This window comes from Mesorhizobium sp. M1399, assembly GCF_040317735.1.
In the GTDB taxonomy this organism is placed as follows: Bacteria; Pseudomonadota; Alphaproteobacteria; order Rhizobiales; family Rhizobiaceae; genus Mesorhizobium.
On sequence record NZ_JAMYKZ010000037.1, the window covers coordinates 1 to 24,025 of the forward strand.

Below are 24,025 nucleotides of genomic sequence, written 5' to 3' on the forward strand. Positions count from 1 at the left end.
GAGCTGATCGTGCCGATCGCCATGGAAGAGAAGCTGCGCTTCGCCATCCGTGAAGGCGGCCGCACCGTCGGTGCCGGCATCGTCGTCACCATCAAAGAGTAATCAACGCCGGCGTTGCCGGTCGAGATCGAATGCGAAAGGGCGGTCTTCGGGCCGCCTTTTTGATTCGAATAGATTAACCGCCTTGCTTCAAATCCTGTTGCAAGCGCCTCTGCCGTAACTAGTATAGGTTGCATCGAGGGGGCTGCCCGAATGGTTCCATGGCGCCGTTTGCATAGTCAGGCATTGTGGTCGTTAGGGCTGATCTGCCTGGTGTCGTTGCTCGCCTTGGGCCACGCTGCCTTCGCAGCCGATGCCAAGAAATCCACGCCGGAAAAATCCACGCCGGATCTCGGCCCGACGATGCGGTTCGTCGTCGTCCGCAGCAGCGCGCCGGGCTGCGAGCCGACCTGTCCGGAATGGATATCGGCGGAAGGCTCGATAGAAGCCGGCACGCCGGCCCTGTTCAAACGCACGCTGAAGGCGCTTGGCGGCCGAAAGCTGCCGATCGTCGTCGATTCCCCCGGCGGCAATGTCGAAGCGGCGCTGACACTTGGTCGCCTGATCCGCAAGAACAAGCTCGATATCGCCGTCGGCAAAACCCGGTTCGTCGGCTGTCTGCCAGATGTGAAAAACTGCAAGGAAAAGGACGGCAAGGGCGCCCGTTATTTCGGCAATGCCTATGCCGACGGCGCCATCTGCAATTCCGCCTGTCCGTTGATGTTTTCCGGTGGCATCCGGCGCGTGGTCGGGGAATGGGCCTTTCTCGGCGTCCATCAGATCACCACGACCTATATCCGGACGAAATTGCTGTACCGCACCACCTACCGCGTGGTGAAGGGTAAGAAGAAGATCCTCAGCACCAAGGTCGTCAGCCGGAAGAACGCCGGCAGCTACAAGACCTACGAGATGAACAAGCCGCTGGAGCGGAAGCTGGCGGCCTATCTGAAGGAGATGGGCGTCGGCCTGGGCGTGCTCGAGACCATGAAAGGCACGCCGGCCAGCAGCATCCAGCAACTGGTTCCCTACGACATGCTGCAAATGAATCTCGTCACCAGCTTGGATGCCGTCGACCTGCTGACCGCGCCAACCCTATGCAAATCCGATCCGTTGCCGGCGAGTTGTAGGGAGCTGCCGGCGCCGGCGAATGTCGCGAAGCCGGCCGGCGAAGTGGTGGCGAACGCCGAGCCTGCACCCGCAGGGCACGAAACCACGCGGCCGAAGGAGGCCGCAGACATGCGCTTCGTCCTGGTCCGCGGCAGCAATCCGCTTTGCAATCCCAACTGCCCGGAATGGATCTCGGCCGAAGGCACAATTACCGCCGACACGCCCGAAAAACTGCGGCAACTGCTGGACGGCGTCGGCGACCGGCGTCTGCCCATCGTCATCAACTCGCCGGGTGGTGATGTGCTCGGTGCTTTGGCGGCCGGAAGGCTGATCCGCGAACGCAAGCTCGACGTCACCGTGGCGCGGACAGATTTCATTGGCTGCGAACCGCGGCAGGCCGACTGCACGGCCGAAGACGGCGTCTATAACGGACTGACGGTCGATGCCGGCGGCGCGTGCGGCTCGGCCTGTCCGATCATGCTCGCCGGCGGTGTCAAACGCCTCGTCGGCCCGCGTGCACAGTTGAGCGTGCATTCGGTAGGGCAGGAGCAAAAGGTCAAGGCCTATCTCGAGGACATGGCCATCGGCCCCGGTCTGTTTACCGCAATTCAGCTGAATTCAGTCGAACGGCAGCTCGAACTCGACAGGATGCTGAAATACGGGCTGACAACCGGGCATCAATCGGCAGACGAATTGACAGGCCCCGGCATCTGCAGATCGGAGCCACAGCCCGAGAACTGCCGCGAAGCCTCGGGCGCCAAGGCTCAGGCCAGCACGCCGGTCAAATCGTAAGGCGGGCTTGATAGCTGCGAGCTGATCGTGCCGATCGCCATGGAAGAGAAGCTGCGCTTCGCCATCCGTGAAGGCGGCCGCACCGTCGGTGCTGGCGTCGTCGTCACCATTATAGAGTGATCGGCGCCGGCATTGCCGGTCGATGCGAAAGGGCGGTCTTCGGGCCGCCTTTTTCGCTTACTGACTCGAGGCAGAACAATCTTGCGCGGGTGTTTCAAAGCTATTGCAACCACCATTGCCGCAACTATTATAGGTTGCATCAAGGGGGCTTTTGCCAAGCGTGGTTTCGGGACGCCGTTTAGATAGCGTGGCAAGGTGGTGGCGCGGGCACGATTCGTCGTCGTGCGCAGCAACGCGACCGGCTGCGAGTCTAACTGTCCGGAATGGATTTCGGCAGAAGGCGCCATCGAAGCGGGCACGCCAGCGCAGTTCAAGCGCATATTGAAGACGCTCGGCCGCCGCAAACTGCCGATCATCGTCAATTCCCCGGGCGGCAATGTCGATGCTGCGCTCCAGCTTGGTCGAATAATCCGCAAAAACAAGCTCGATATCGCCGTCGGTACGACCAAGTTTTCCGATTGTTGGCCCGGGATGAAAGATTGCCGGGCCAATGACGGCAAGGGCGCAGCATATTTCGGCATTGCGTCTGACGGGGGTGCCATGTGCAACTCCGCATGTCCGCTGATGTTTGCCGGAGGCGTCGGACGCGTGGTCGGCGGTTGGGCCTATCTAGGCGTCCATCAGATCACTACGACCTATTTCCGCACAACACGGCACTATCGAACCACCTATCGAGTTGTGCGGGGCAAAAAATATAGGATCACCACAGAAACCATCACTCAAGACAATGCCGGCTACAAGACCTATGAGATGAGCAAGGCGCTTGAGAGGAAACTTTCGGCCTATCTCAGGGACATGGGTGTCGGACGGGGCGTAATCGACAGAATGAAGGCCACGCCCGCCAGCGACATCCGGCAGATCGCCCTCGACGACATGCTGACGATGAAGCTGATCACCAGCAGGGACTCCCTCGACATACTTACGCAGGCGGGCATATGCCAGCGGAGTCCTGCGCCGCCGAACTGCAGGGAGGTCCCTGCGAATGCCAAGCCGGCCAAGGTGGCAGCAATCGAAGCGAAGGCCGGACCGTCTCAGCCGGCTCAAGTCCCACTTTCTCAGCTGGCCAAGGAGGCACCTGCTCAGCCGGTCGAGGCAGTGCCAGGAAACGAGGCGCCGGACAAGGGCTTCATACTCGTTCGCGGCAGCGATCCGATGTGCGAGCCCCACTGCCCGGAATGGATGTGGGCTCGGCCGCTCGTGGCAGTGCCGGGGAACGGGGCACCCGAGATGCGCTTCGTTGTGGTTCGCCGCAGCAATTCGTCCTGCAATCCCGACTGCCCGGAATGGATCTCGGCACAAGGCGTAATCACGAGCCAAACCCCGCAGAAGCTGGGCCAGTTGCTCGCTACGCTTGGCAGCCGGCGGCTGCCTATAGTGGTGAGCTCGCGAGGCGGCGACTTGTTCAGCGCTCTGGCGATGGGGCGACTTATCCGTGAAAAGAAGCTCGACGTCGCCGTTGCCCGTACCGATTTCGTTGGCTGCGACCCGGAAGAGTGGAATTGCTTGGCCAAAGATGGCGCCTATGCCGGAGTGGCCAGCGATGCGAAAGGCGACTGCGATTCGGCCTGCGCGCTGATGCTGGCTGGGGGCGTCAGGCGGCTTGTCGGTCCACGGGCGCTACTCAGCCTTTACCTGATGGGACAAGCCCAGCTGATCAAGGCTTACCTTGACGAGATGGCAATCAACCGTGATCTGTTCATGACGCTTCAGCGCATTTCGGTCGAGCGTCAGCTCGAACCTGACGTGATGCTGAGGGCCGGACTGACGACTGGGCCGCAATCAGTGGACGAGCTGACCGGTGCCACCCTGTGCAGATCGGTGCCGAAGCCTGACAATTGCCGCGTGGTGCTCTCGCCCAATGCGCAGGCCGAGGCGCCCGCCAAATTGTAGGGGCGCGTCGGTTTCGGAAGCTGGCCATCGAGACAGGTTGAGCGATGCTGGATGTTTCCGCTATCGTCCGGCGTGGTAGAAGACCAGCCAGGCGAGGGATCGCAAATGAGCCAGGACGTCCCGACATTGTTTCGAATGGGCCGGCGGCACCGAAGCGCTGAACCGCCTGACCCAGACCTTCTACGACAACGTCTCTCGGGATCCCATTGTCGGGCCGGTGTTCAAGCATATGTCGGCGGACCATCCGGCCCACGTCGCGGCCTTCATCGGCGAAGTTTTCGGTGGACCGAAAGCCTACAGCGAAAAGCATGGCGGCCATCGCGAGATGGTGATGCATCATCTTGGCAAGCATCTGACCGAGGAGCAGCGCCGGCGCTGGATCAATCTCCTCGCCGACGCCGCCGACGAGATCGGGCTGCCTGACGATCCCGAATTCCGCTCGGCCTTCATGGCCTATATCGAATGGGGATCGCGGCTGGCCAAGATGAACTCCAACAAAGGTCCGACCTGCGATCCCGAGGCGGAACCAATGCCGGTCTGGGGTTGGGGCGTGCCGGGCGGCCCCTACAAGCCGCCTTCGGGAAACTGACCGGGCGTGAATCGGTCGAAAACCCTGCCGGCCAGGAAAACGGGTGGCTATGGAGGTCTCGGTCCTCCAGGCTAACGGTTTAAAGTCGCCGTCGACTGGCGGGGCCTCACTGAAAACCGGAGACTTTGCGATGAGATCGGAAGGCAAGAAAAATTCAGGCAGCACCTTTGACGGCAACCGCGGAACCCGAAACCCGTTCGGTGTCATGGATGTCCCCACTCCCGACGACGAGGAGGTGTCGGCGTTCGCCGCCGGCGTAAAACTGGAGGGGGCTGCAAGCGATGAAAACGCCGAAGCCTGGGGCACCGAAAGCGACGGCGACCGCAACGACACCATCGAAGGCAGGTGGTCCAGCCGATGGAACGGCGGTGCCGACCCCACGATTCAGGCGATAGCAAGGGTAAATGGAAGTCTGGCCGGGGCGAGCTGACGACGGCGGGAGAGAGAGTTTACCTACTGTTCGATTGGCATGATGGCGTGCGCAAGGGGCTCATTGATGCGCGGCGCGTCAGTGCGAAAGGGCTGGTTGGAAAATATATCAATCTGACCGACCCACAAATCGTGCGTCCCTGGGTCGGTTTGGTCGTCAGCAATCAACGGATCGACGGGAAATGGCCGGGAGGACGCCTCGACTTTCGAAGATGAAGGCTGGGCAGCGCACACCGCTCTTTACAGAGCGCGCGGAAGCTTTTAGGAAGCGCCTGCTGCGCCGACATGCGCATACGGGCATAGCTCAGTTGGTAGAGCGGCGGTCTCCAAAACCGCAGGTCGTAGGTTCGAGCCCTGCTGCCCGTGCCATTCCTACGAATGGATACCTAAAAAACGTTTCTTTTGCAGCGCAGCCTTTGAAAACCGGCTTGTGACTTGCCATATAGCATAAGTTGCGGCATAAGGGCCGCATAGCCGGGACGGGACGACTGGATGGTTCCGAGGCGGCGTTTGGTCATAAAGCGGACACTTGCCACTTGCGTGGATCAAGAATCGGTTTTATGTAGACGAAACAGACACGCGACGCGTGGAGCTGGGAAGCCGGCTTTACGCGTCTGATTTGCATGGGCGAAATGATTGCGCTGATTCGGCGCGAACGCACGCTCAAGCGGCACGTCCCGGCCAGCGGGATCATCCAGGAGACCCGGCCAACGGGTCTTGCAGACAGAGCGGCATATGGCTTCGAAAACCACAAATCCTTTCACCTTTCTCCAGCAGGTTCGCGCGGAGACTGCCAAGGTCACTTGGCCGTCGCGGCGCGAAACGGTGATCTCGACGGTGATGGTCCTTGTGTTCGCGGTCATCGCGATGATCTTTTTCTTTACCGCAGACGTGGCCATGGGCTTTGCGGTCGAAAAAATCCTCGGCCTCGGACAGTAAGTCCGGCGATTACGGAGAAGTCTTAAAATGACCGCGCGGTGGTACATCGTCCACGCCTACTCGAACTTTGAAAAGAAGGTCGCCGAGGACATCGAGAACAAGGCCAAGCAGAAGGGCCTGTCCGCCGACATCGAGCAGATCGTGGTGCCGACCGAGAAGGTCGTCGAGATCCGCCGCGGCCGCAAGGTCGATGCCGAGCGCAAGTTCTTTCCGGGCTATGTGCTGTTGAAGGCCAATCTGACCGATGCCGTGTTCTCGCTCGTCAAGAACACGCCGAAGGTCACCGGTTTCCTGGGCGACTCCAAGCCGGTGCCGATCACCGAAGCCGAAGCCCAGCGTATCCTGAACCAGGTTCAGGAAGGCGTCGAGCGGCCGAAGCCGTCGGTGACGTTCGAGATCGGCGAAGCGATCCGCGTTTCGGATGGACCATTCGCGTCGTTCAACGGTTTCGTCCAGGAAGTGGACGAAGAGCGGGCGCGGCTCAAGGTGGAAGTATCGATCTTCGGGCGTGCCGTGCCGGTCGATCTGGAATTCGGACAGGTCGAGAAGGGCTGATCCGAAATCCCTGCACCGGTTTCGGCGGCAGGGAAGGCGGCGCGGAGATCGCGCGGCCAAAACGGGTGGGAGGCGAATGCGGCTTTAGCCGGCCGCGCGGACCGCACCACCAGACTGCAACCGCCGGCAAGACCGGCATGAGAAAAGGCAGGAAGAGAGATGGCTAAGAAAATTGCAGGCCAGCTCAAGCTCCAGGTTTCCGCGGGATCGGCCACGCCGTCGCCCCCGATCGGCCCGGCGCTTGGTCAGCGTGGCATCAACATCATGGAGTTCTGCAAGGCGTTCAACGCGCAGACCCAGGAAATGGAAAAGGGTTCGCCGGTTCCGGTCGTCATCACCTACTATCAGGACAAGTCGTTCACCTTCGTCATGAAGACGCCGCCGGTGAGCTACTTCCTGAAGAAGGCCGCGAACCTGAAGTCGGGCTCGAAGGAGCCGGGCAAGGTCAAGGCCGGCACGATCGGCCGCGACAAGGTGCGCGCCATCGCCGAGCAGAAGATGAAGGATCTGAACGCAAACGACGTCGAGGCGGCCATGCGCATGGTCGAGGGCTCCGCCCGCTCGATGGGTCTGGAAGTGGTGGGCTGAGATCATGGCAAAGATTGCAAAGCGTGTATCGCAGACCCGCGAAGGCATCGATCCCAACAAGGCTTACGCTTTGGGTGAGGCGCTGAAGCTGCTCAAGGATCGCTCCTCGGTGAAGTTCGACGAGACCATCGAAGTCGCGATGAACCTCGGCGTCGACCCCCGCCATGCCGACCAGATGGTCCGCGGCGTGGTCAACCTGCCGAACGGCACCGGCCGCAGCGTTCGCGTCGCCGTGTTCGCGCGCGGTGACAAGGCCGAGGAGGCCAAGGCCGCCGGCGCCGACATCGTCGGAGCCGAGGATCTGGTCGACATCGTCCAGAAGGGCACGATCGACTTCGACCGCTGCATCGCCACGCCGGACATGATGCCGCTGGTCGGCCGTCTCGGCAAGGTGCTCGGCCCGCGCGGCATGATGCCGAACCCGAAGGTCGGCACCGTCACCGCCGACGTGGCCGCCGCCGTGAAGGCATCGAAGGGCGGCGCCGTCGAGTTCCGCGTCGAGAAGGCCGGCATCGTTCATGCCGGCGTCGGCAAGGTCTCGTTCGACGTCAAGGCGCTGGAAGAGAACGTCCGCGCCTTCGCTGATGCGGTGACCAGGGCAAAGCCGGCTGGTGCCAAGGGCAATTACGTCAAGAAGGTGTCGGTCACCTCGACGATGGGCCCGGGCCTCAAGCTCGACGTCTCGACGCTCGCAGCGTCCTGATACGAACAATTGGATCGGCCGCTAAAACGCTGATCCGTGAAAGAATTCCGGGCCTCCGACCTGTCGGCGGCCCGGTACCGGAAGTCGAAAGGCTTCCGGACATCCTGTCCGAGATTGCAGGCGGCCCCCAAGCCTTAGGTGATGTGGGCCTTAATTCATGTGGGCCTGCATGAGACGGGTGAAGACCGGACAAAGGAGCGAACGCTCCAATGAAAGGTTCGAACCGTGTTTGCCTTTTGTCTGCGCACCGTCCGGCTTGCCGGCAGGTGTGGCGAAAGGGGGCAGGATCCTCGAGCGTCGTTCGGGAGATCCGTTACTGGATGGCCCGGCCGGCAAAAGGCAACCCGACGCCTGTCCTTCGTAGAGGGCAGGGGTCAACTGGAGATAGGCAGTGGACAGAGCGGAAAAACGCGAACTCGTCACGGGCCTGAATGATGCGTTCTCAAGCGCTGGTTCAGTCGTCGTGGCCCACTACGCCGGTATCACCGTCGCGCAAATGAACGACCTTCGGTCGAAAATGCGCGCCGCCGGTGGCACCGTCAAAGTCGCGAAGAACCGTCTCGCCAAAATCGCTCTTCAGGGCACGGACTCCGCATCGATCATCGAGCTGTTCAAGGGACAGACGCTGATCGCCTATTCGGAGGATCCGATTGCGGCGCCGAAGGTCGCGTCCGATTTCGCCAAGGGAAATGACAAGCTCGTCATTCTCGGCGGCGCAATGGGCACCACCTCGCTTAACGCCGACGGTGTGAAGGCACTCGCCACACTTCCGTCGCTCGATGAGCTGCGCGCCAGGCTGGTTGGCATGATCGCCACGCCGGCAACCCGGATCGCCCAGATCGTCAATGCGCCTGCGGCTTCGGTCGCGCGCGTCATCGGCGCTTACGCCCGGAAGGACGAGGCGGCATGAGGCCGTTCCTCGCTATCACAAACACACGTTCGAACCTTATGAAGGAACATTGCAATGGCTGATCTGGCAAAGATCGTAGACGACCTTTCGAAGCTGACCGTCCTCGAGGCGGCCGAGCTGTCGAAGCTTCTTGAAGAAAAGTGGGGCGTTTCCGCCGCTGCTCCGGTGGCGGTTGCCGCTGCTGGCGGCGCCGCGGCCGCTGCTGCTCCGGTCGAGGAAAAGACGGAATTCGACGTCGTCCTCACCGAAGCAGGCGCTCAGAAGATCAACGTCATCAAGGAAGTTCGCGCCATCACCGGTCTTGGCCTCAAGGAAGCCAAGGACCTGGTCGAGGCGGCTCCGAAGCCGGTCAAGGAAGCCGTTTCCAAGGCCGACGCGGACAAGTTCAAGGCCCAGCTGGAAGCAGCCGGCGCCAAGGTCGAACTGAAGTAAGCGTTGAGTACCGGCGGACGGCGTCGCGCCGTCCGCCACTCCCTTCACGTCGAGGGGAGGCTCATGGCGCGAAGAGTGCGAAAACCTCTTTCCTGAGGGCCGCAAACCGGCCTTCAGGAAACGGGTTTTCTCCCGTTTCTGGCCCACCGCCAATTGGTGGTGGGTGAAAAGACAAGAAGCCGCCGACAGGCGGCGGGCAACAAGACAGGGCCGCCGAGGTGGCCCGAGATGCAAGGCGAGCCGCGGCGAGGCTCGTCCCGAGAATTGAGCTAAGGAGCGACGATGGCCCAGACCCAGACTTTCAATGGCCGCAGACGCGTACGCAAATTTTTCGGAAAGATCCCGGAAGTTGCGGAGATGCCGAACCTGATCGAGGTTCAGAAGGCATCCTATGACCAGTTCCTGATGGTGGAGGAGCCCAAGGGTGGGCGTCCTGACGAGGGGCTGCAGGCAGTGTTCAAGTCGGTCTTCCCGATTTCCGATTTTTCCGGCTCCTCGATGCTGGAATTCGTGAAATACGAGTTCGAAGGACCGAAATTCGACGTTGACGAATGCCGTCAGCGCGACCTGACCTATGCGGCGCCGCTCAAGGTGACGCTGCGCCTCATCGTGTTCGATATCGACGAGGATACCGGCGCGAAGTCGATCAAGGACATCAAGGAGCAGGACGTCTACATGGGCGACATGCCGCTCATGACCTTGAACGGCACCTTCATCGTCAACGGCACCGAGCGCGTCATCGTCTCGCAGATGCACCGTTCGCCGGGCGTCTTTTTCGACCATGACAAGGGCAAGTCGCACTCGTCCGGCAAGCTTCTGTTTGCCGCGCGGGTCATTCCCTACCGCGGCTCGTGGCTCGACATCGAGTTCGATAGCAAGGACGTCGTGCACGCCCGTATCGACCGCCGCCGCAAGATTCCGGTGACGTCGCTGCTGATGGCGCTCGGCATGGACGGCGAAGAGATCCTGTCGACCTTCTACAACAAAATCACCTACAAGCGCGCCGGCGACCATTGGCGCATTCCCTTCAACGTCGAGCGTTTCCGCGGCCTCAAGGCCGTTGGTGACCTGGTTGACGCCGACACCGGCGAGGTCGTCGTCGAGGCCGGCAAGAAGATCACTGCCCGCCAGGCCAGGGCGCTTGGCGAAAAAGGTCTCAAGGCGATCAAGGCGACCGACGAGGATCTGCTCGGCAACTACCTTGCCGAGGACATCGTCAACTATGGCACCGGCGAGATTTTCCTCGAAGCCGGCGACGAGATCGATGAAAAGACGCTGAAAGTGCTTCTCGGCACCGGCGATGACGAGATCAAGGTTCTCGACATCGATCACGTCAATGTCGGCGCTTATATCCGCAACACGCTCAACGTCGACAAAAACGAGAGCCGCCAGGACGCGCTGTTCGACATCTACCGCGTCATGCGCCCCGGTGAGCCGCCGACGCTCGAGACCGCCGAAGCCATGTTCAACTCGCTGTTCTTCGACAGCGAGCGCTATGATCTTTCGGCCGTCGGCCGCGTCAAGATGAACATGCGCCTCGAGCTCAAGGCCGAGGATACCGTGCGCGTGCTGCGCAAGGACGACATCCTGGCCGTGGTCAAGACGCTGGTCGAACTGCGCGACGGCAAGGGCGAGATCGACGACATCGACAATCTCGGCAACCGCCGCGTGCGCTCGGTCGGCGAGCTGATGGAGAACCAGTACCGCGTCGGCCTGCTGCGCATGGAGCGCGCGATCAAGGAACGTATGTCCTCGATCGAGATCGACACGGTGATGCCGCAGGACCTGATCAACGCCAAGCCGGCGGCTGCCGCCGTGCGCGAGTTCTTCGGTTCCTCGCAGCTGTCGCAGTTCATGGATCAGACCAACCCGCTGTCGGAGATCACCCACAAGCGCCGCCTGTCGGCGCTTGGACCGGGCGGCCTGACCCGCGAGCGTGCCGGGTTCGAGGTGCGCGACGTGCACCCGACGCATTACGGCCGCATCTGCCCGATCGAGACGCCGGAAGGCCCGAATATCGGCCTGATCAACTCGCTTGCGACCTTCGCGCGTGTCAACAAATACGGCTTCATCGAGAGCCCGTACCGCAAGATCGTCAACGGCAAGCTGACCAATGAGGTCGTCTACCTGTCGGCTATGGAAGAGGCCAAGCACCACGTCGCGCAGGCCAATGCCGAGCTCGACAAGAATGGTCATTTCGTCGACGAATTCGTCATTTGCCGTAACGCCGGCGAAGTGATGATGGCGCCGCGCGAAAACGTCGATCTGATGGACGTGTCGCCGAAGCAGATGGTGTCGGTGGCCGCGGCCCTGATTCCGTTCCTTGAGAACGACGACGCCAACCGCGCGCTGATGGGCTCGAACATGCAGCGTCAGGCCGTGCCGCTGGTGCGCGCCGAAGCGCCGTTCGTCGGCACCGGCATGGAGCCGATCGTCGCCCGTGACTCGGGCGCCGCCATCGGCGCCCGCCGCGGCGGCATCGTCGACCAGGTGGACGCGACGCGTATCGTCATCCGCGCCACGGAAGATCTCGATCCCGGCAAGTCCGGCGTCGATATCTACCGGCTGATGAAGTTCCAGCGTTCGAACCAGAACACCTGCATCAACCAGCGTCCGCTGGTGCGCATGGGCGACCGGGTCAACAAGGGCGACATCATCGCCGACGGCCCGTCGACCGAGCTCGGTGATCTGGCCCTCGGCCGCAACGTGCTGGTCGCGTTCATGCCGTGGAATGGCTACAACTACGAGGATTCCATCCTCTTGTCCGAGCGCATCGTCGCCGACGACGTCTTCACCTCGATCCACATCGAGGAGTTCGAAGTCATGGCCCGCGACACCAAGCTCGGGCCGGAGGAGATCACGCGCGATATCCCGAACGTCTCGGAAGAAGCGCTGAAGAACCTCGATGAGGCCGGCATCGTCTACATTGGTGCGGAAGTGCAGCCGGGCGACATCCTGGTCGGCAAGATCACGCCGAAGGGCGAAAGCCCGATGACGCCGGAAGAAAAGCTGCTGCGCGCCATCTTCGGTGAAAAGGCCTCGGACGTGCGCGATACCTCCATGCGCATGCCTCCGGGAACCTTCGGCACCGTCGTCGAAGTGCGCGTCTTCAACCGCCACGGTGTCGAGAAGGACGAGCGCGCCATGGCGATCGAGCGCGAGGAGATCGAACGCCTCGCCAAGGACCGCGACGACGAGCAGGCGATCCTCGACCGTAACGTCTATTCGCGCCTTTCCGACGTTCTCGTCGGCAAGGAGGCGATTGCCGGGCCGAAGGGCTTCAAGAAGGGCTCGAAGCTGTCGAAGGACACGCTCGACGAGTATCCGCGTTCGCAGTGGTGGCAGTTTGCCGTGGAGAACGAAAAGCTCCAGAGCGAACTGGAAGCCCTGCGTGGCCAGTACGACGATTCCAAGAAGGCGCTCGAGCAGCGCTTCATGGACAAGGTCGAGAAGGTGCAGCGCGGCGACGAGATGCCTCCGGGCGTCATGAAGATGGTCAAGGTCTTCGTGGCCGTGAAGCGCAAGATGCAGCCCGGCGACAAGATGGCCGGCCGGCACGGCAACAAGGGTGTCGTGTCGCGGATCGTTCCGGTCGAGGACATGCCTTTCCTCGAGGACGGCACGCATGCCGACATCGTGCTCAACCCGCTGGGTGTGCCGAGCCGCATGAATGTCGGCCAGATCCTGGAAACGCATCTGGGCTGGGCTTGCGCCGGAATGGGCAAGAAGATCGGCGATCTGATCGATGCGTACAAGACGGCGGGCGACATCAAGCCGCTGCGCAAGACGCTTGAGAGCTTCATGCCGGCCAATGACCGCAACGAGCCGGTCCGCGAATATGACGACGAGAGCATCGTTCGCCTCAGCGAGCAGATGCGCCGCGGCGTCTCCATCGCGACACCGGTGTTCGACGGCGCGCACGAGGCCGACATCAACATCATGCTGGAGCAGGCGGGCCTGCACACCAGCGGTCAGTCGCAGCTCTATGACGGACGCACCGGCGAACCGTTCGATCGCAAAGTGACGATGGGCTACATATATATGCTCAAGCTTCACCACCTTGTGGACGACAAGATCCACGCGCGTTCGATCGGGCCGTACTCGCTCGTTACCCAGCAGCCGCTGGGCGGCAAGGCGCAGTTCGGTGGCCAGCGCTTTGGCGAGATGGAGGTCTGGGCGCTTGAAGCGTACGGCGCCGCCTACACGCTGCAGGAGATGCTGACGGTGAAGTCGGATGACGTCGCCGGCCGCACCAAGGTCTACGAGGCGATCGTCAGAGGCGACGACACATTCGAGGCCGGCATCCCCGAGAGCTTCAACGTTCTCGTTAAGGAAATGCGGTCTCTCGGCCTCAATGTCGAGTTGGAGAACACCAAGCTCGACGACAACCCGATCCGGCTGCCCGACGCGGCCGAGTAAGCAAGACGTCCGGCCGCGGCCTTCCCGCGACCGGACGCACCAAATTCTCGGCCGATGGCCGATCAAGTCGGCGGGCGTTTGGCCCGCGCTAGATGCAAGGGGTTTTCGAGGACCCCGAAAAGGAGAACGGCATGAACCAAGAGGTCATGAATCTCTTCAACCCCCAGGCGCCTGCGCAGGTGTTCGATTCCATCCGGATCTCGCTTGCCAGCCCTGAGAAGATTCTGTCCTGGTCATTCGGCGAGATCAAGAAGCCGGAGACCATCAACTACCGCACCTTCAAGCCGGAGCGTGACGGCCTGTTCTGCGCGCGCATTTTTGGTCCGATCAAGGACTATGAGTGCCTGTGCGGCAAGTACAAGCGCATGAAGTACAAGGGCGTCATCTGCGAGAAGTGCGGCGTCGAAGTCACGCTGTCGCGCGTCCGCCGCGAGCGCATGGGCCATATCGAGCTGGCGGCACCGGTCGCCCACATCTGGTTCCTGAAGTCGCTGCCGTCGCGCATCGGCACGCTGCTCGACATGACCCTGAAGGACATCGAGCGGGTCCTTTACTTCGAGAACTACATCGTCACCGAACCCGGCCTCACCGCGCTGAAGGAGCACCAGCTGCTCAGCGAGGAAGAGTACATGATGGCCGTCGACGAATATGGCGAGGATAGTTTCACCGCCATGATCGGCGCCGAGGCGATCCACGACCTGCTGGCCGGCATGGACCTCGAGAAGATCGCCGGCGATCTGCGTTCGGAACTGGCTTCGACCACCTCTGAGCTCAAGCAGAAGAAGTATCTGAAGCGTCTCAAGGTCGTCGAGAACTTCATGGAATCCGGCAACCGTCCGGAATGGATGATCATGAAGGTGGTTCCGGTGATCCCGCCGGATCTGCGTCCGCTTGTCCCGCTGGACGGCGGCCGTTTCGCTACGTCGGATCTGAACGACCTCTACCGCCGCGTCATCAACCGCAACAACCGCTTGAAGCGGCTGATCGAGCTGCGCGCGCCCGGCATCATCGTGCGCAATGAAAAGCGCATGCTGCAGGAAGCCGTCGATGCGCTGTTCGACAATGGCCGCCGCGGCCGCGTCATCACCGGCGCCAACAAGCGTCCGCTGAAGTCGCTGTCCGACATGTTGAAGGGCAAGCAGGGCCGGTTCCGCCAGAACCTGCTCGGCAAGCGCGTCGACTATTCCGGCCGCTCGGTCATCGTCACCGGTCCCGAGCTCAAGCTGCACCAGTGCGGCCTGCCGAAGAAGATGGCGCTCGAGCTGTTTAAGCCCTTCATCTACGCCCGTCTCGACGCCAAGGGTTACTCCTCGACCGTCAAGCAGGCGAAGAAGCTGGTCGAAAAGGAGCGTCCGGAGGTCTGGGATATCCTCGACGAGGTCATCCGCGAGCATCCGGTGCTGTTGAACCGCGCGCCGACGCTGCACCGCCTCGGCATCCAGGCGTTCGAGCCGATCCTGATCGAAGGCAAGGCGATCCAGCTTCACCCGCTGGTCTGCACGGCCTTCAACGCCGACTTCGACGGCGACCAGATGGCGGTCCACGTGCCGCTGTCACTGGAAGCGCAGCTCGAGGCTCGCGTGCTGATGATGTCGACCAACAACATCCTGCACCCGGCTTCCGGCGCGCCGATCATCGTCCCGTCGCAGGACATGGTTCTCGGTCTCTACTATCTGTCGATCGTCAACCAGAACGAGCCGGGCGAGGGCATGGTGTTTGCCGATATGGGCGAGCTCCAGCATGCGCTCGAGACCAAGGCGGTAACGCTGCATTCCAAGATCAAGGGGCGCTTCCGCACGGTCGACGCCGACGGTAAGGTCGTATCGAAGATCCACGACACCACGCCTGGCCGCATGATCATCGGCGAGCTGCTGCCGAAGAACGTCAACGTGCCCTACGAGACCGCCAACCAGGAGATGACCAAGAAGAACATCTCCAAGATGATCGACACCGTCTACCGCCATTGCGGTCAGAAGGAGACGGTCATTTTCTGCGATCGCATCATGGCTCTCGGCTTCAGCCACGCCTGCCGTGCCGGCATTTCGTTCGGCAAGGACGACATGCTGATCCCGGATGCCAAGATCAAGCTGGTGTCCGACACCGAGGCTTTGGCCAAGGAATACGAGCAGCAGTACAATGACGGCCTGATCACCCAGGGCGAGAAGTACAACAAGGTCGTCGACGCCTGGGCCAAGTGCTCGGAAAAGGTCGCCGACGAAATGATGGCCCGCATCAAGGCGGTCGAGTTCGAGGACAACGGCCGTCAGAAGCCGATGAACTCGATCTACATGATGTCGCACTCCGGTGCGCGCGGCTCGCCCACCCAGATGCGCCAGCTCGCCGGCATGCGCGGCCTGATGGCCAAGCCTAGCGGTGAAATCATTGAGACGCCGATCATCTCGAACTTCAAGGAAGGCCTGACCGTGCTCGAGTACTTCAACTCGACCCACGGCGCCCGCAAGGGTCTGGCCGACACCGCCTTGAAGACGGCGAACTCGGGTTACCTGACGCGTCGTCTTGTCGACGTGGCGCAGGACTGCATCGTCAACTCGCTCGACTGCGGCACCGACAAGGGCCTCACCATGCAGCCGATCGTCGATGCCGGTCAGGTCGTCGCTTCGGTTGGTCAGCGCGTTCTCGGCCGCACCTCGCTCGACGATATCACTCACCCGGTCACCGGCGAGGTTCTGGTCAAGGCCGGAACGCTGATGGACGAGCGTGACGTGGAACTGATCGAAAAGGCCGGTGTGCAGTCTGTCCGCATCCGTTCGGCGCTAACCTGCGAGGTCAGGGTCGGCGTTTGCGCGGTCTGTTACGGACGCGATCTGGCCCGCGGCACGCCTGTCAACCAGGGCGAGGCTGTCGGCGTCATCGCGGCGCAGTCGATTGGCGAGCCGGGCACCCAGCTCACCATGCGTACCTTCCACATGGGCGGCACGGCGCAGGTGGTGGATTCCTCGTTCCTTGAAGCCTCGTACGAGGGCAAGGTCGAGATCCGCAACCGCAACGTGGTGCGCAACTCCGACGGCCAACTGATGGTCATGGGTCGCAACATGGCGGTGCTGATCCTCGACGAGGCCGGCAAGGAACGCGCCACGCACCGCGTCACCTACGGTTCGCGCATCTTCGTCGACGATGGCGACAAGGTGAAGCGCGGCCAGCGTATTGCCGAGTGGGATCCCTATACCCGCCCGGTCCTCACCGAAATCGAGGGCAGGGTGGCGTTCGAAGATCTGGTCGATGGCATTTCCGTTCAGGAAACCGCCGACGAATCGACCGGCATCACCAAGCGCGAGGTCATCGACTGGCGTTCGACGCCACGCGGCAACGACCTCAAGCCGGCGATCGTCGTCCAGGATGCCAAGGGCAAGGTCGGCAAGCTGTCGAAGGGTGGCGACGCCCGCTTCCTGCTCTCGGTCGAGGCCATTCTTTCGGTCGAACCCGGCGCACAGGTTCGCCCCGGCGACGTGCTGGCGCGTATTCCGATGGAAAGCGCCAAGACCAAGGACATCACCGGCGGTCTGCCGCGTGTGGCCGAACTGTTCGAGGCACGCCGTCCGAAGGATCACGCCATCATCGCCGAGATCGATGGCACGATCCGCTTCGGTCGCGACTACAAGAACAAGCGCCGCATCATCATCGAGCCGCATGACTCGACGCTTGAGCCGGTCGAATACCTGATCCCGAAGGGCAAGCCGTTCCATCTCCAGGACGGCGACGTCATCGAGAAGGGCGACTATATCCTCGACGGCAATCCGGCGCCGCACGACATCCTGGCGATCAAGGGCGTGGAGGCGCTTGCCTCCTACCTCGTCAACGAGATCCAGGAGGTCTACCGCCTGCAGGGCGTGTCGATCAACGACAAGCACATCGAGGTGATCGTTCGCCAGATGCTGCAGAAGGTCGAGATCACCACGCAGGGCGATTCGACCTACATTCCGGGCGACCACGTCGACGTGATCGAACTGGAAGAGGTCAACGAGCGCCTGGTCGAGGAGGGCAAGAAGCCGGCCGAAGGCCAGCCGGTGCTGCTGGGCATCACCAAGGCCTCGCTGCAGACGCCGTCCTTCATCTCCGCCGCCTCCTTCCAGGAGACGACGAGGGTGCTGACCGAAGCTGCGGTTGCCGGCAAGACCGACATGCTGCAGGGGCTGAAGGAAAACGTCATCGTCGGCCGGCTCATCCCGGCCGGCACCGGCGGCACGATGAGCCAGATCCGGCGCATCGCCACCTCGCGCGACGAGTTGATCATCGACGAGCGCCGCAAGGCGTCCGGCGTCGAGGTCGCCGAGCCGATGCTGACCGACATGGTTACCGCCGCGCAGTAAGCGCGCAAGTAAGAGAAGATAGAAAAGGGGCCCAAGTGGCCCCTTTTCGCATTGTGGTTCCCCAATCGGATCGGAGGACAACGGATGAGCAGGAGGATCTGGGCTTCTGTCGACGGCTACATTGTCGAGGCTCTTTTCGAGGCGGATCCCGCCCTCGATGCCGTTCTGGCGGCCAACCATGACCACGGCCTACCGCCGATCGATGTTTCCCCGGCACAAGGCAAGCTGCTGTCACTTCTTGCGCGAATGCAGGGAGCGAAGAAGGTACTCGAAATCGGCACGTTGGGCGGCTACTCGACAATCTGGATGGCGCGAGCGTTGCCCGTGGACGGCAAGGTCGTGACGCTCGAGCTTGATCCGCACCACGCCAGTGTCGCGCGGTCGAACTTTGAACGGGCAGGGGTATCTGACCGCGTGGAACTGCGGGTCGGACCGGCGCTTCAATCGCTTGCCGCGTTAGGCGCCGAGAATGCCGGGCCGTTCGACTTCATCTTCATCGACGCCGACAAGCCGAACAACCAGCACTATCTGTCCTGGGCGATGCGTCTTTCGAGGCCGGGGACTGTCATCGTCTGCGACAATGTCATCCGTGACGGCGCGGTGGTGAACGAAGATGGCCGCGACGCCAATGTCGAAGGGGCACGCGCGGCGTTCTCGTTCATTGGCAGCGACAAGCGTCTGCAAGGTACCGCGATCCAGACTGTTGGCGCCAAGGGCTATGACGGCTTTGCAATAGCGATCGTCAGTTGAAGCTGCCACCGGCGGCTGGCTTTTTAAGGAATCGGCAATTGAACGAGGCGACCATCTGGGAATTGATCAACACTGGCCGAGATCGTATGAGCTTTGGGCAGCGAAGGCTTTGGGACCTGATCAAGATCGATCCGGAAGAATGGCTGCATCACTCTCCTGCTGGGAGTGATCATCGCATCTGGGTCGTAGCGTTGATCGGCCGGAGCGTGATTTCTTACAATGACATTGAAGGTGGTTTCGGCCGCTCAAATTTCATTCGATATGGAGAAATCACCGAGCTTGGCTGGGGGCAGGCCGATCTCGAGGTGGCGGTTCAACATGTCATGAGCGAACTTGAACAAGGACACCGGACGGCTCCCGTTGCTTCTGCGCCTCGTCCGGGAGAATTCCTGGACCGCAAGCCAAGATGATCCGGAACATTCAAGGTCGCTCTACCGGGGTCAGTGTCAGTCAAAAAAAGCTTCGACCACATTGCGCTTGCCGAGCATGAAGGCGTCGGCGACGTGCTGGAGCGGCGCGAGGTCGACGTCGGAAACGCCGGCGCGCACGATCTCGGCGAAGCGCTTGTAGAGCATCGGATATTCGGCTTCCGGCTCCTCGTGAACGACGCGGCCATCGATGGCGAGCTTTGAGCCGCCGCCAGAAAGCACCATCGATCCGGCCTCGGTATCGGCCAGGATGTCCCAGCTTTGCGGCCCGGTCTGGCGCCAGTCGAGTTCCATCGTCACCGGCAGACCGTTCGAAGTACGGAAGACGATATGGGCGGCGATCGGGGCCGCGCGGTTTTCGGGGAAATCGAGCTCTGCCGAACTGATGAACATCGGTGGCAGGATGTGGGTGGCGATCGACAGCGCGTTGATGCCGGGATCGAAGACGCCAAAGCCGCCGGGAGCCCAGATCCATTCCTGATTCGGATGCCAGCGGCGCACGTCTTCCTTCCAGTTGATGGCGGCCGACCTGATCGTAGTCGAGCTGAGGAATGTACGCGCTGCTTCGACGGCCGGCGCATAGCGCGAGTGCCAGCTGGCGAACAGGCAGACGCCGTTCGCCACCGCCAGCGCTTTCAAATCCTCGACCTCGCTGACCGTGGCGCCGGGCGGTTTTTCCAGGAAGACATGCTTTTTCGCCGCCAGCGCCGTGCGCGCGGCGTCGTAGCGGAACTGCGGCGGCATGCAGAGCGATACGGCCTCAAGCTCCGGCACAGTGTCGAGCATCGCCTCGATATCGGGAAAATTCGCAATGCCGTCCACCTTGCCGTGCCGGCTGGCGGCGGCGACGAGGCGGTAGTCGCGGTCCTTCGCCAGGGCCGGAAGGTGCTGATCGCGAACGATCTTTCCCACGCCGACAATGCCGAGCTTGATGGGATCGCTATTCAGGGACATGGGGACTCCGCAGGTTGATATTGCGCTTGGTTCTTAGCAGAGAACCGATGCCGGGCAAGCAGGGCGAGACCGCGACAATCACATGGCTGGTCAGATCGGCACATCGAACGTCACGATCGACACTTCGCCTTCGAGCGCGCCCTGATAGGCGGACAGATGCGGTTCCTCGTCGGGCACGCCGTCCATGTCGCCGATCTGGTCGAGCTCGGCCTCGGCATAACCTTCCGCGGCAAGCGATTCGAGAGCGCGGCGCACAGCCGAATCGTCGTCCGGCGCGACCAGCATCACATGCACGCCTTCCGGCTTGCCGCCTTTGCGCTTCCACACCCGGCCGGTAATAATGGTGACCGGGCGCTCCTCATTGTCATTCACGGGTTCGTACCTCCGGGCGAGGGGGTTTGGGCTGTTCATGCCGCCTTTTCGCACGAAGCATGGCCTGGAAACAGCCGCAAGCCGGTCACTTTCTGCCTTCCTCTTGAAAAACGGCGCAAGAAAATTACATGCATTTTTCCCATGGCTGCCACGCCTCGGTTTCAGCGCAATATTTGCCGCTCCGGGGTTGACGGACAGTGGCCATACGAGTAGAAGCCGCCCAGTCAGAACCGATGTGAGGCTCTTGCTTCCGAAGCGACACGCTTTGGAGTTTGCCTCAAACAGGGTTCGTTTTACGAGCGAAAAGACATTTCCGGCGTGCATGAAGCGGCTTCCGCTTCCTCTGCCATTTGTTCGGGCAAGACCGCGAGGCGCGGTTTGTGGCCCGAATTTGCGTATGGAAATGACGCTTTGAGCGGCCCTGACCGGGCGAGACACGGAATTGAGAGACAAGAGGGTTTAATGCCTACCGTCAACCAGCTGATCCGCAAGCCGCGCATTGCGCCGGTGAAGCGCAACAAGGTCCCGGCCATGCAGCAGAACCCGCAGAAGCGGGGCGTCTGCACGCGCGTCTACACCACGACGCCGAAGAAGCCGAACTCGGCGCTGCGCAAGGTGGCCAAGATCCGCCTGACCAATGGTTTTGAAGTGATCGGTTACATCCCCGGCGAAGGCCACAACCTTCAGGAGCACTCGGTGGTGATGATCCGCGGCGGTCGCGTCAAGGATCTTCCGGGCGTCCGTTACCACATCATCCGCGGCGTGCTCGACACGCAAGGCGTGAAGAACCGCAAGCAACGCCGTTCGAAATACGGCGCCAAGCGTCCGAAGTGACCGAAGCGTAGCCAAGGTCGTTCCGGGCGGCGTCAAGCGACGATCCGGGATCCAGGCCACCGCGTAGAATTGAGGCAGAGAAAAAATGTCCCGTCGTCACAGTGCAGAAAAGCGTGAGATCAATCCGGACCCGAAGTTCGGCGATCTGATCGTCACCAAGTTCATGAACGCCGTCATGTATGACGGCAAGAAGTCGGTTGCCGAGACCATCGTCTACGGCGCGCTCGACCAGGTCCAGTCCAAGACCAAGCAGGAACCGGTCACCGTCTTCCATCAGGCGCTCGACAATGTCGCGCCGCATGTGGAAGTGCGTTCGCGCCGCGTCGGCGGCGCCACCTACCAGGTTCCGGTCGACGTGCGCCCCGAGCGCCGTCAGGCATTGGCCATCCGTTGGCTGATCGCCGCCGCCCGCAACCGCAACGAGACCACTATGGTCGACCGCCTCTCCGGCGAGCTGATGGACGCGGCCAACAACCGCGGCACCGCCGTCAAGAAGCGTGAAGATACCCACAAGATGGCAGAAGCCAACCGCGCTTTCGCGCACTACCGCTGGTAAAGCGCGAACGAGACTGAAGAGGCACCTCCCATGGCCCGCGAATATAAAATCGAAGACTACCGCAATTTCGGTATCATGGCGCATATCGACGCCGGCAAGACGACGACCACCGAGCGCGTCCTCTATTACACGGGCAAGTCGCACAAGATCGGCGAAGTCCATGACGGCGCTGCGACCATGGATTGGATGGAGCAGGAGCAGGAGCGCGGCATCACCATCACGTCGGCCGCCACCACGACCTTCTGGAAGGGTCGAGACGGCAAGATGCATCGCTTCAACATCATCGACACCCCCGGCCACGTCGACTTCACCATCGAGGTCGAACGTTCGCTGCGCGTGCTCGACGGCGCCATCGCGCTGCTCGATGCCAATGCCGGTGTCGAGCCGCAGACGGAGACCGTCTGGCGCCAGGCTGACAAGTACCGCGTGCCGCGCATGATCTTCTGCAACAAGATGGACAAGATCGGCGCCGACTTCTACCGCTCGGTCGAGATGATCGGTTCGCGCCTCGGTGCGCATGCCGTCGTCATGCAGCTGCCGATCGGCGCCGAGACCGAGTTCAAGGGTGTCGTCGACCTCGTTGAGATGAACGCGCTGGTCTGGCGCGACGAGACGCTGGGCGCTGCCTGGGACATCGTCGAGATCCCTGCCGACCTCAAGGCTCGTGCCGAAGAGTACCGCGAGAAGATGATCGAGGCCGCCGTCGAAATGGACGAAACGGCGCTCGAGAATTACCTCGAAGGCAAGATGCCGAGCAATGACGAGATCCGTGCGCTCATCCGCAAGGGCACGATCGCGGTGAAGTTCTATCCGATGTTCTGTGGCTCGGCCTTCAAGAACAAGGGCGTGCAGCCGCTGCTCGACGCCGTCGTCGAATATCTGCCGTCGCCGGCCGATGTCCCGGCCATCAAGGGCGTCGACGCCAAGACCGACGCCGAGATCGAGCGTCATGCCGACGACAACGAGCCGCTGTCGATGCTCGCCTTCAAGATCATGAACGACCCGTTCGTCGGTTCGCTCACCTTTGCCCGCATCTATTCGGGCAAGCTCACCAAGGGCATCTCGGTCGACAACACCGTGAAGGGCAAGAAAGAGCGCATCGGCCGCATGCTGCAGATGCATGCGAATTCGCGCGCCGACGTCGAAGAGGCTTTTGCCGGCGACATCGTCGCCCTCGCTGGTCTCAAGGACACCACCACCGGCGACACGCTCAGTGATCCGCTGCATCCGGTCATCCTCGAGCGCATGGAATTCCCCGATCCGGTCATCCAGATCGCCATCGAGCCGAAGACCAAGAACGACCAAGAAAAGATGGGCCTCGCCCTTCACCGCCTGGCCGCCGAGGATCCGTCCTTCCGCGTCAAGACCGACGAGGAAAGCGGCCAGACGATCATCTCCGGCATGGGCGAGCTTCACCTCGACATCATCGTCGACCGCATGCGTCGCGAGTTCAAGGTCGAGGCCAATGTCGGCGCGCCGCAGGTGGCCTATCGCGAGACGATCACTCGCAAGCACGAGCAGGACTACACGCACAAGAAGCAGACCGGCGGTACCGGCCAGTTCGCCCGCGTCAAGATCCTGTTCGAGCCGAATCCGGAAAGCAGCGAATTCGAGTTCGAAACCAAGATCGTCGGCGGCGCTGTGCCGAAGGAATACATCCCCGGTGTCGAAAAGGGCATCAACAGCGTCATGACCTCGGGCCCGTTCGCCGGGTTCCCGATGATCGGCGTCAAGGCGACGCTGATCGATGGTGCCTACCACGACGTGGACTCTTCGGTTCTGGCCTTCGAAATCGCCGGCCGCGCCTGCTTCCGTGAAGCAGCGCCGAAGTTGGGCGTGCAGTTGCTCGAGCCGATCATGAAGGTCGAAGTGGTGACGCCGGAAGATTACGTCGGCAGCGTCATTGGCGACCTGAACGGCCGTCGCGGACAGATCCAGGGCCAGGAAGCCCGTGGCGTCGCGGTGGTCATCAACGCGATGGTGCCGCTCGCCAACATGTTTAAATACGTGGACAACCTTCGCTCGATGAGCCAGGGCCGCGCGGCCTACACGATGCAGTTCGACCATTACGAACCGGTCCCGACCGCGGTCGCCCAGGAAGTCCAGAAGAAATACGCGTAACTCGAAACGAGTTGCACCAGTAACTTAATTCAAGGCCCGCACGGGCTGGCAGGAATGGAGAGATCACATGGCAAAAGGTAAATTCGAGCGCACTAAGCCTCATGTGAACATTGGCACGATTGGTCACGTCGACCACGGCAAGACGTCGCTGACGGCGGCGATCACCAAGT

20 protein-coding genes, 1 tRNA gene and 2 pseudogenes are annotated in these 24,025 nt (G+C 61.8%); 21 read left to right on the forward strand and 2 right to left on the reverse strand.

The features are described from left to right. The 17 genes and pseudogenes from NKH05_RS31800 to NKH05_RS31880 form a co-directional block, all read left to right on the forward strand. Window positions 1-102 (forward strand): EF-Tu C-terminal domain-related protein (locus NKH05_RS31800; RefSeq protein ID WP_152536282.1); only part of this gene is annotated, 102 nt, incomplete at its 5' end. Window positions 103-252: 150 nt separating this feature from the next. Further along, on the forward strand, window positions 253-1,938 hold the full coding sequence (locus tag NKH05_RS31805; RefSeq protein WP_023721630.1) for a COG3904 family protein: 1,686 nt from the start codon (window positions 253-255) through the stop codon (window positions 1,936-1,938). Between the two features lie 21 nt (window positions 1,939-1,959). Then, window positions 1,960-2,058, forward strand: a pseudogene (locus tag NKH05_RS31810) (EF-Tu C-terminal domain-related protein); the annotation flags it as partial. Window positions 2,059-2,256: 198 nt separating this feature from the next. Beyond that, the gene (locus NKH05_RS31815) at window positions 2,257-3,948 is read left to right on the forward strand and encodes a COG3904 family protein (RefSeq protein WP_353026997.1); all 1,692 of its coding nucleotides are present in this window, start codon (window positions 2,257-2,259) and stop codon (window positions 3,946-3,948) included. 105 nt (window positions 3,949-4,053) lie between these two features. Then, window positions 4,054-4,537, forward strand: a pseudogene (locus NKH05_RS31820) (group II truncated hemoglobin). 130 nt (window positions 4,538-4,667) lie between these two features. Next, window positions 4,668-4,967, forward strand: a complete 300-nt coding sequence (locus NKH05_RS31825) for a hypothetical protein (protein WP_353026999.1) — start codon at window positions 4,668-4,670, stop codon at window positions 4,965-4,967. A gap of 292 nt (window positions 4,968-5,259) precedes the next feature. Continuing rightward, window positions 5,260-5,335: transfer RNA gene (locus tag NKH05_RS31830), tRNA-Trp, on the forward strand. A gap of 366 nt (window positions 5,336-5,701) precedes the next feature. Further along, complete coding sequence (gene secE / locus NKH05_RS31835; RefSeq protein WP_023721668.1) at window positions 5,702-5,905, forward strand: preprotein translocase subunit SecE; 204 nt, start codon at window positions 5,702-5,704, stop codon at window positions 5,903-5,905. Window positions 5,906-5,932: 27 nt separating this feature from the next. Beyond that, complete coding sequence (gene nusG, locus NKH05_RS31840) at window positions 5,933-6,460, forward strand: transcription termination/antitermination protein NusG (RefSeq protein WP_006333333.1); 528 nt, start codon at window positions 5,933-5,935, stop codon at window positions 6,458-6,460. 159 nt (window positions 6,461-6,619) lie between these two features. Next, window positions 6,620-7,048 (forward strand): 50S ribosomal protein L11, encoded by a 429-nt coding sequence (rplK, locus tag NKH05_RS31845; protein WP_023680440.1) that lies wholly within the window; start codon window positions 6,620-6,622, stop codon window positions 7,046-7,048. A gap of 4 nt (window positions 7,049-7,052) precedes the next feature. After that, on the forward strand, window positions 7,053-7,751 hold the full coding sequence (rplA, locus tag NKH05_RS31850) for a 50S ribosomal protein L1 (protein ID WP_023721669.1): 699 nt from the start codon (window positions 7,053-7,055) through the stop codon (window positions 7,749-7,751). 391 nt (window positions 7,752-8,142) lie between these two features. Beyond that, window positions 8,143-8,661, forward strand: coding sequence for a 50S ribosomal protein L10 (rplJ, locus tag NKH05_RS31855; RefSeq protein WP_008875657.1), 519 nt, complete (start codon window positions 8,143-8,145; stop codon window positions 8,659-8,661). A gap of 54 nt (window positions 8,662-8,715) precedes the next feature. Next, the gene (gene rplL, locus NKH05_RS31860; RefSeq protein WP_023680442.1) at window positions 8,716-9,093 is read left to right on the forward strand and encodes a 50S ribosomal protein L7/L12; all 378 of its coding nucleotides are present in this window, start codon (window positions 8,716-8,718) and stop codon (window positions 9,091-9,093) included. Window positions 9,094-9,375: 282 nt separating this feature from the next. Then, on the forward strand, window positions 9,376-13,512 hold the full coding sequence (gene rpoB / locus NKH05_RS31865) for a DNA-directed RNA polymerase subunit beta (RefSeq protein ID WP_352496503.1): 4,137 nt from the start codon (window positions 9,376-9,378) through the stop codon (window positions 13,510-13,512). Between the two features lie 131 nt (window positions 13,513-13,643). Further along, entirely contained in the window at window positions 13,644-17,840 is a 4,197-nt protein-coding gene (gene rpoC, locus NKH05_RS31870; protein WP_023721671.1) for a DNA-directed RNA polymerase subunit beta', read from the forward strand. Between the two features lie 84 nt (window positions 17,841-17,924). Beyond that, window positions 17,925-18,590, forward strand: coding sequence for an O-methyltransferase (locus NKH05_RS31875; protein WP_023721672.1), 666 nt, complete (start codon window positions 17,925-17,927; stop codon window positions 18,588-18,590). 38 nt (window positions 18,591-18,628) lie between these two features. Then, a complete protein-coding gene (locus tag NKH05_RS31880; RefSeq protein ID WP_023721673.1) occupies window positions 18,629-19,000 on the forward strand; it encodes a hypothetical protein in 372 nt (123 codons plus the stop codon). Window positions 19,001-19,036: 36 nt separating this feature from the next. Here the strand turns inward: NKH05_RS31880 and NKH05_RS31885 are convergent, their stop codons facing one another. Together NKH05_RS31885 and NKH05_RS31890 are read right to left on the reverse strand one after the other, a co-directional pair. Beyond that, on the reverse strand, window positions 19,037-19,972 hold the full coding sequence (locus tag NKH05_RS31885) for a Gfo/Idh/MocA family protein (RefSeq protein WP_352844896.1): 936 nt from the start codon (window positions 19,970-19,972) through the stop codon (window positions 19,037-19,039). Window positions 19,973-20,062: 90 nt separating this feature from the next. Beyond that, entirely contained in the window at window positions 20,063-20,344 is a 282-nt protein-coding gene (locus NKH05_RS31890) for a transcriptional regulator (protein WP_023680447.1), read from the reverse strand. A gap of 462 nt (window positions 20,345-20,806) precedes the next feature. On the opposite strand from NKH05_RS31890, the gene rpsL reads away from it, so the two are divergent. From rpsL to NKH05_RS31910, 4 genes are all read left to right on the forward strand, one after another. Next, on the forward strand, window positions 20,807-21,178 hold the full coding sequence (gene rpsL / locus NKH05_RS31895) for a 30S ribosomal protein S12 (RefSeq protein WP_006333356.1): 372 nt from the start codon (window positions 20,807-20,809) through the stop codon (window positions 21,176-21,178). A gap of 85 nt (window positions 21,179-21,263) precedes the next feature. Further along, window positions 21,264-21,734, forward strand: a complete 471-nt coding sequence (gene rpsG, locus NKH05_RS31900; protein WP_008875664.1) for a 30S ribosomal protein S7 — start codon at window positions 21,264-21,266, stop codon at window positions 21,732-21,734. Between the two features lie 30 nt (window positions 21,735-21,764). Beyond that, a complete protein-coding gene (fusA, locus tag NKH05_RS31905; RefSeq protein WP_023680448.1) occupies window positions 21,765-23,855 on the forward strand; it encodes an elongation factor G in 2,091 nt (696 codons plus the stop codon). A 67-nt stretch (window positions 23,856-23,922) separates the two neighbouring features. Further along, a partial coding sequence (locus tag NKH05_RS31910; RefSeq protein ID WP_245464554.1) for a GTP-binding protein occupies window positions 23,923-24,025 on the forward strand: 103 nt, incomplete at its 3' end.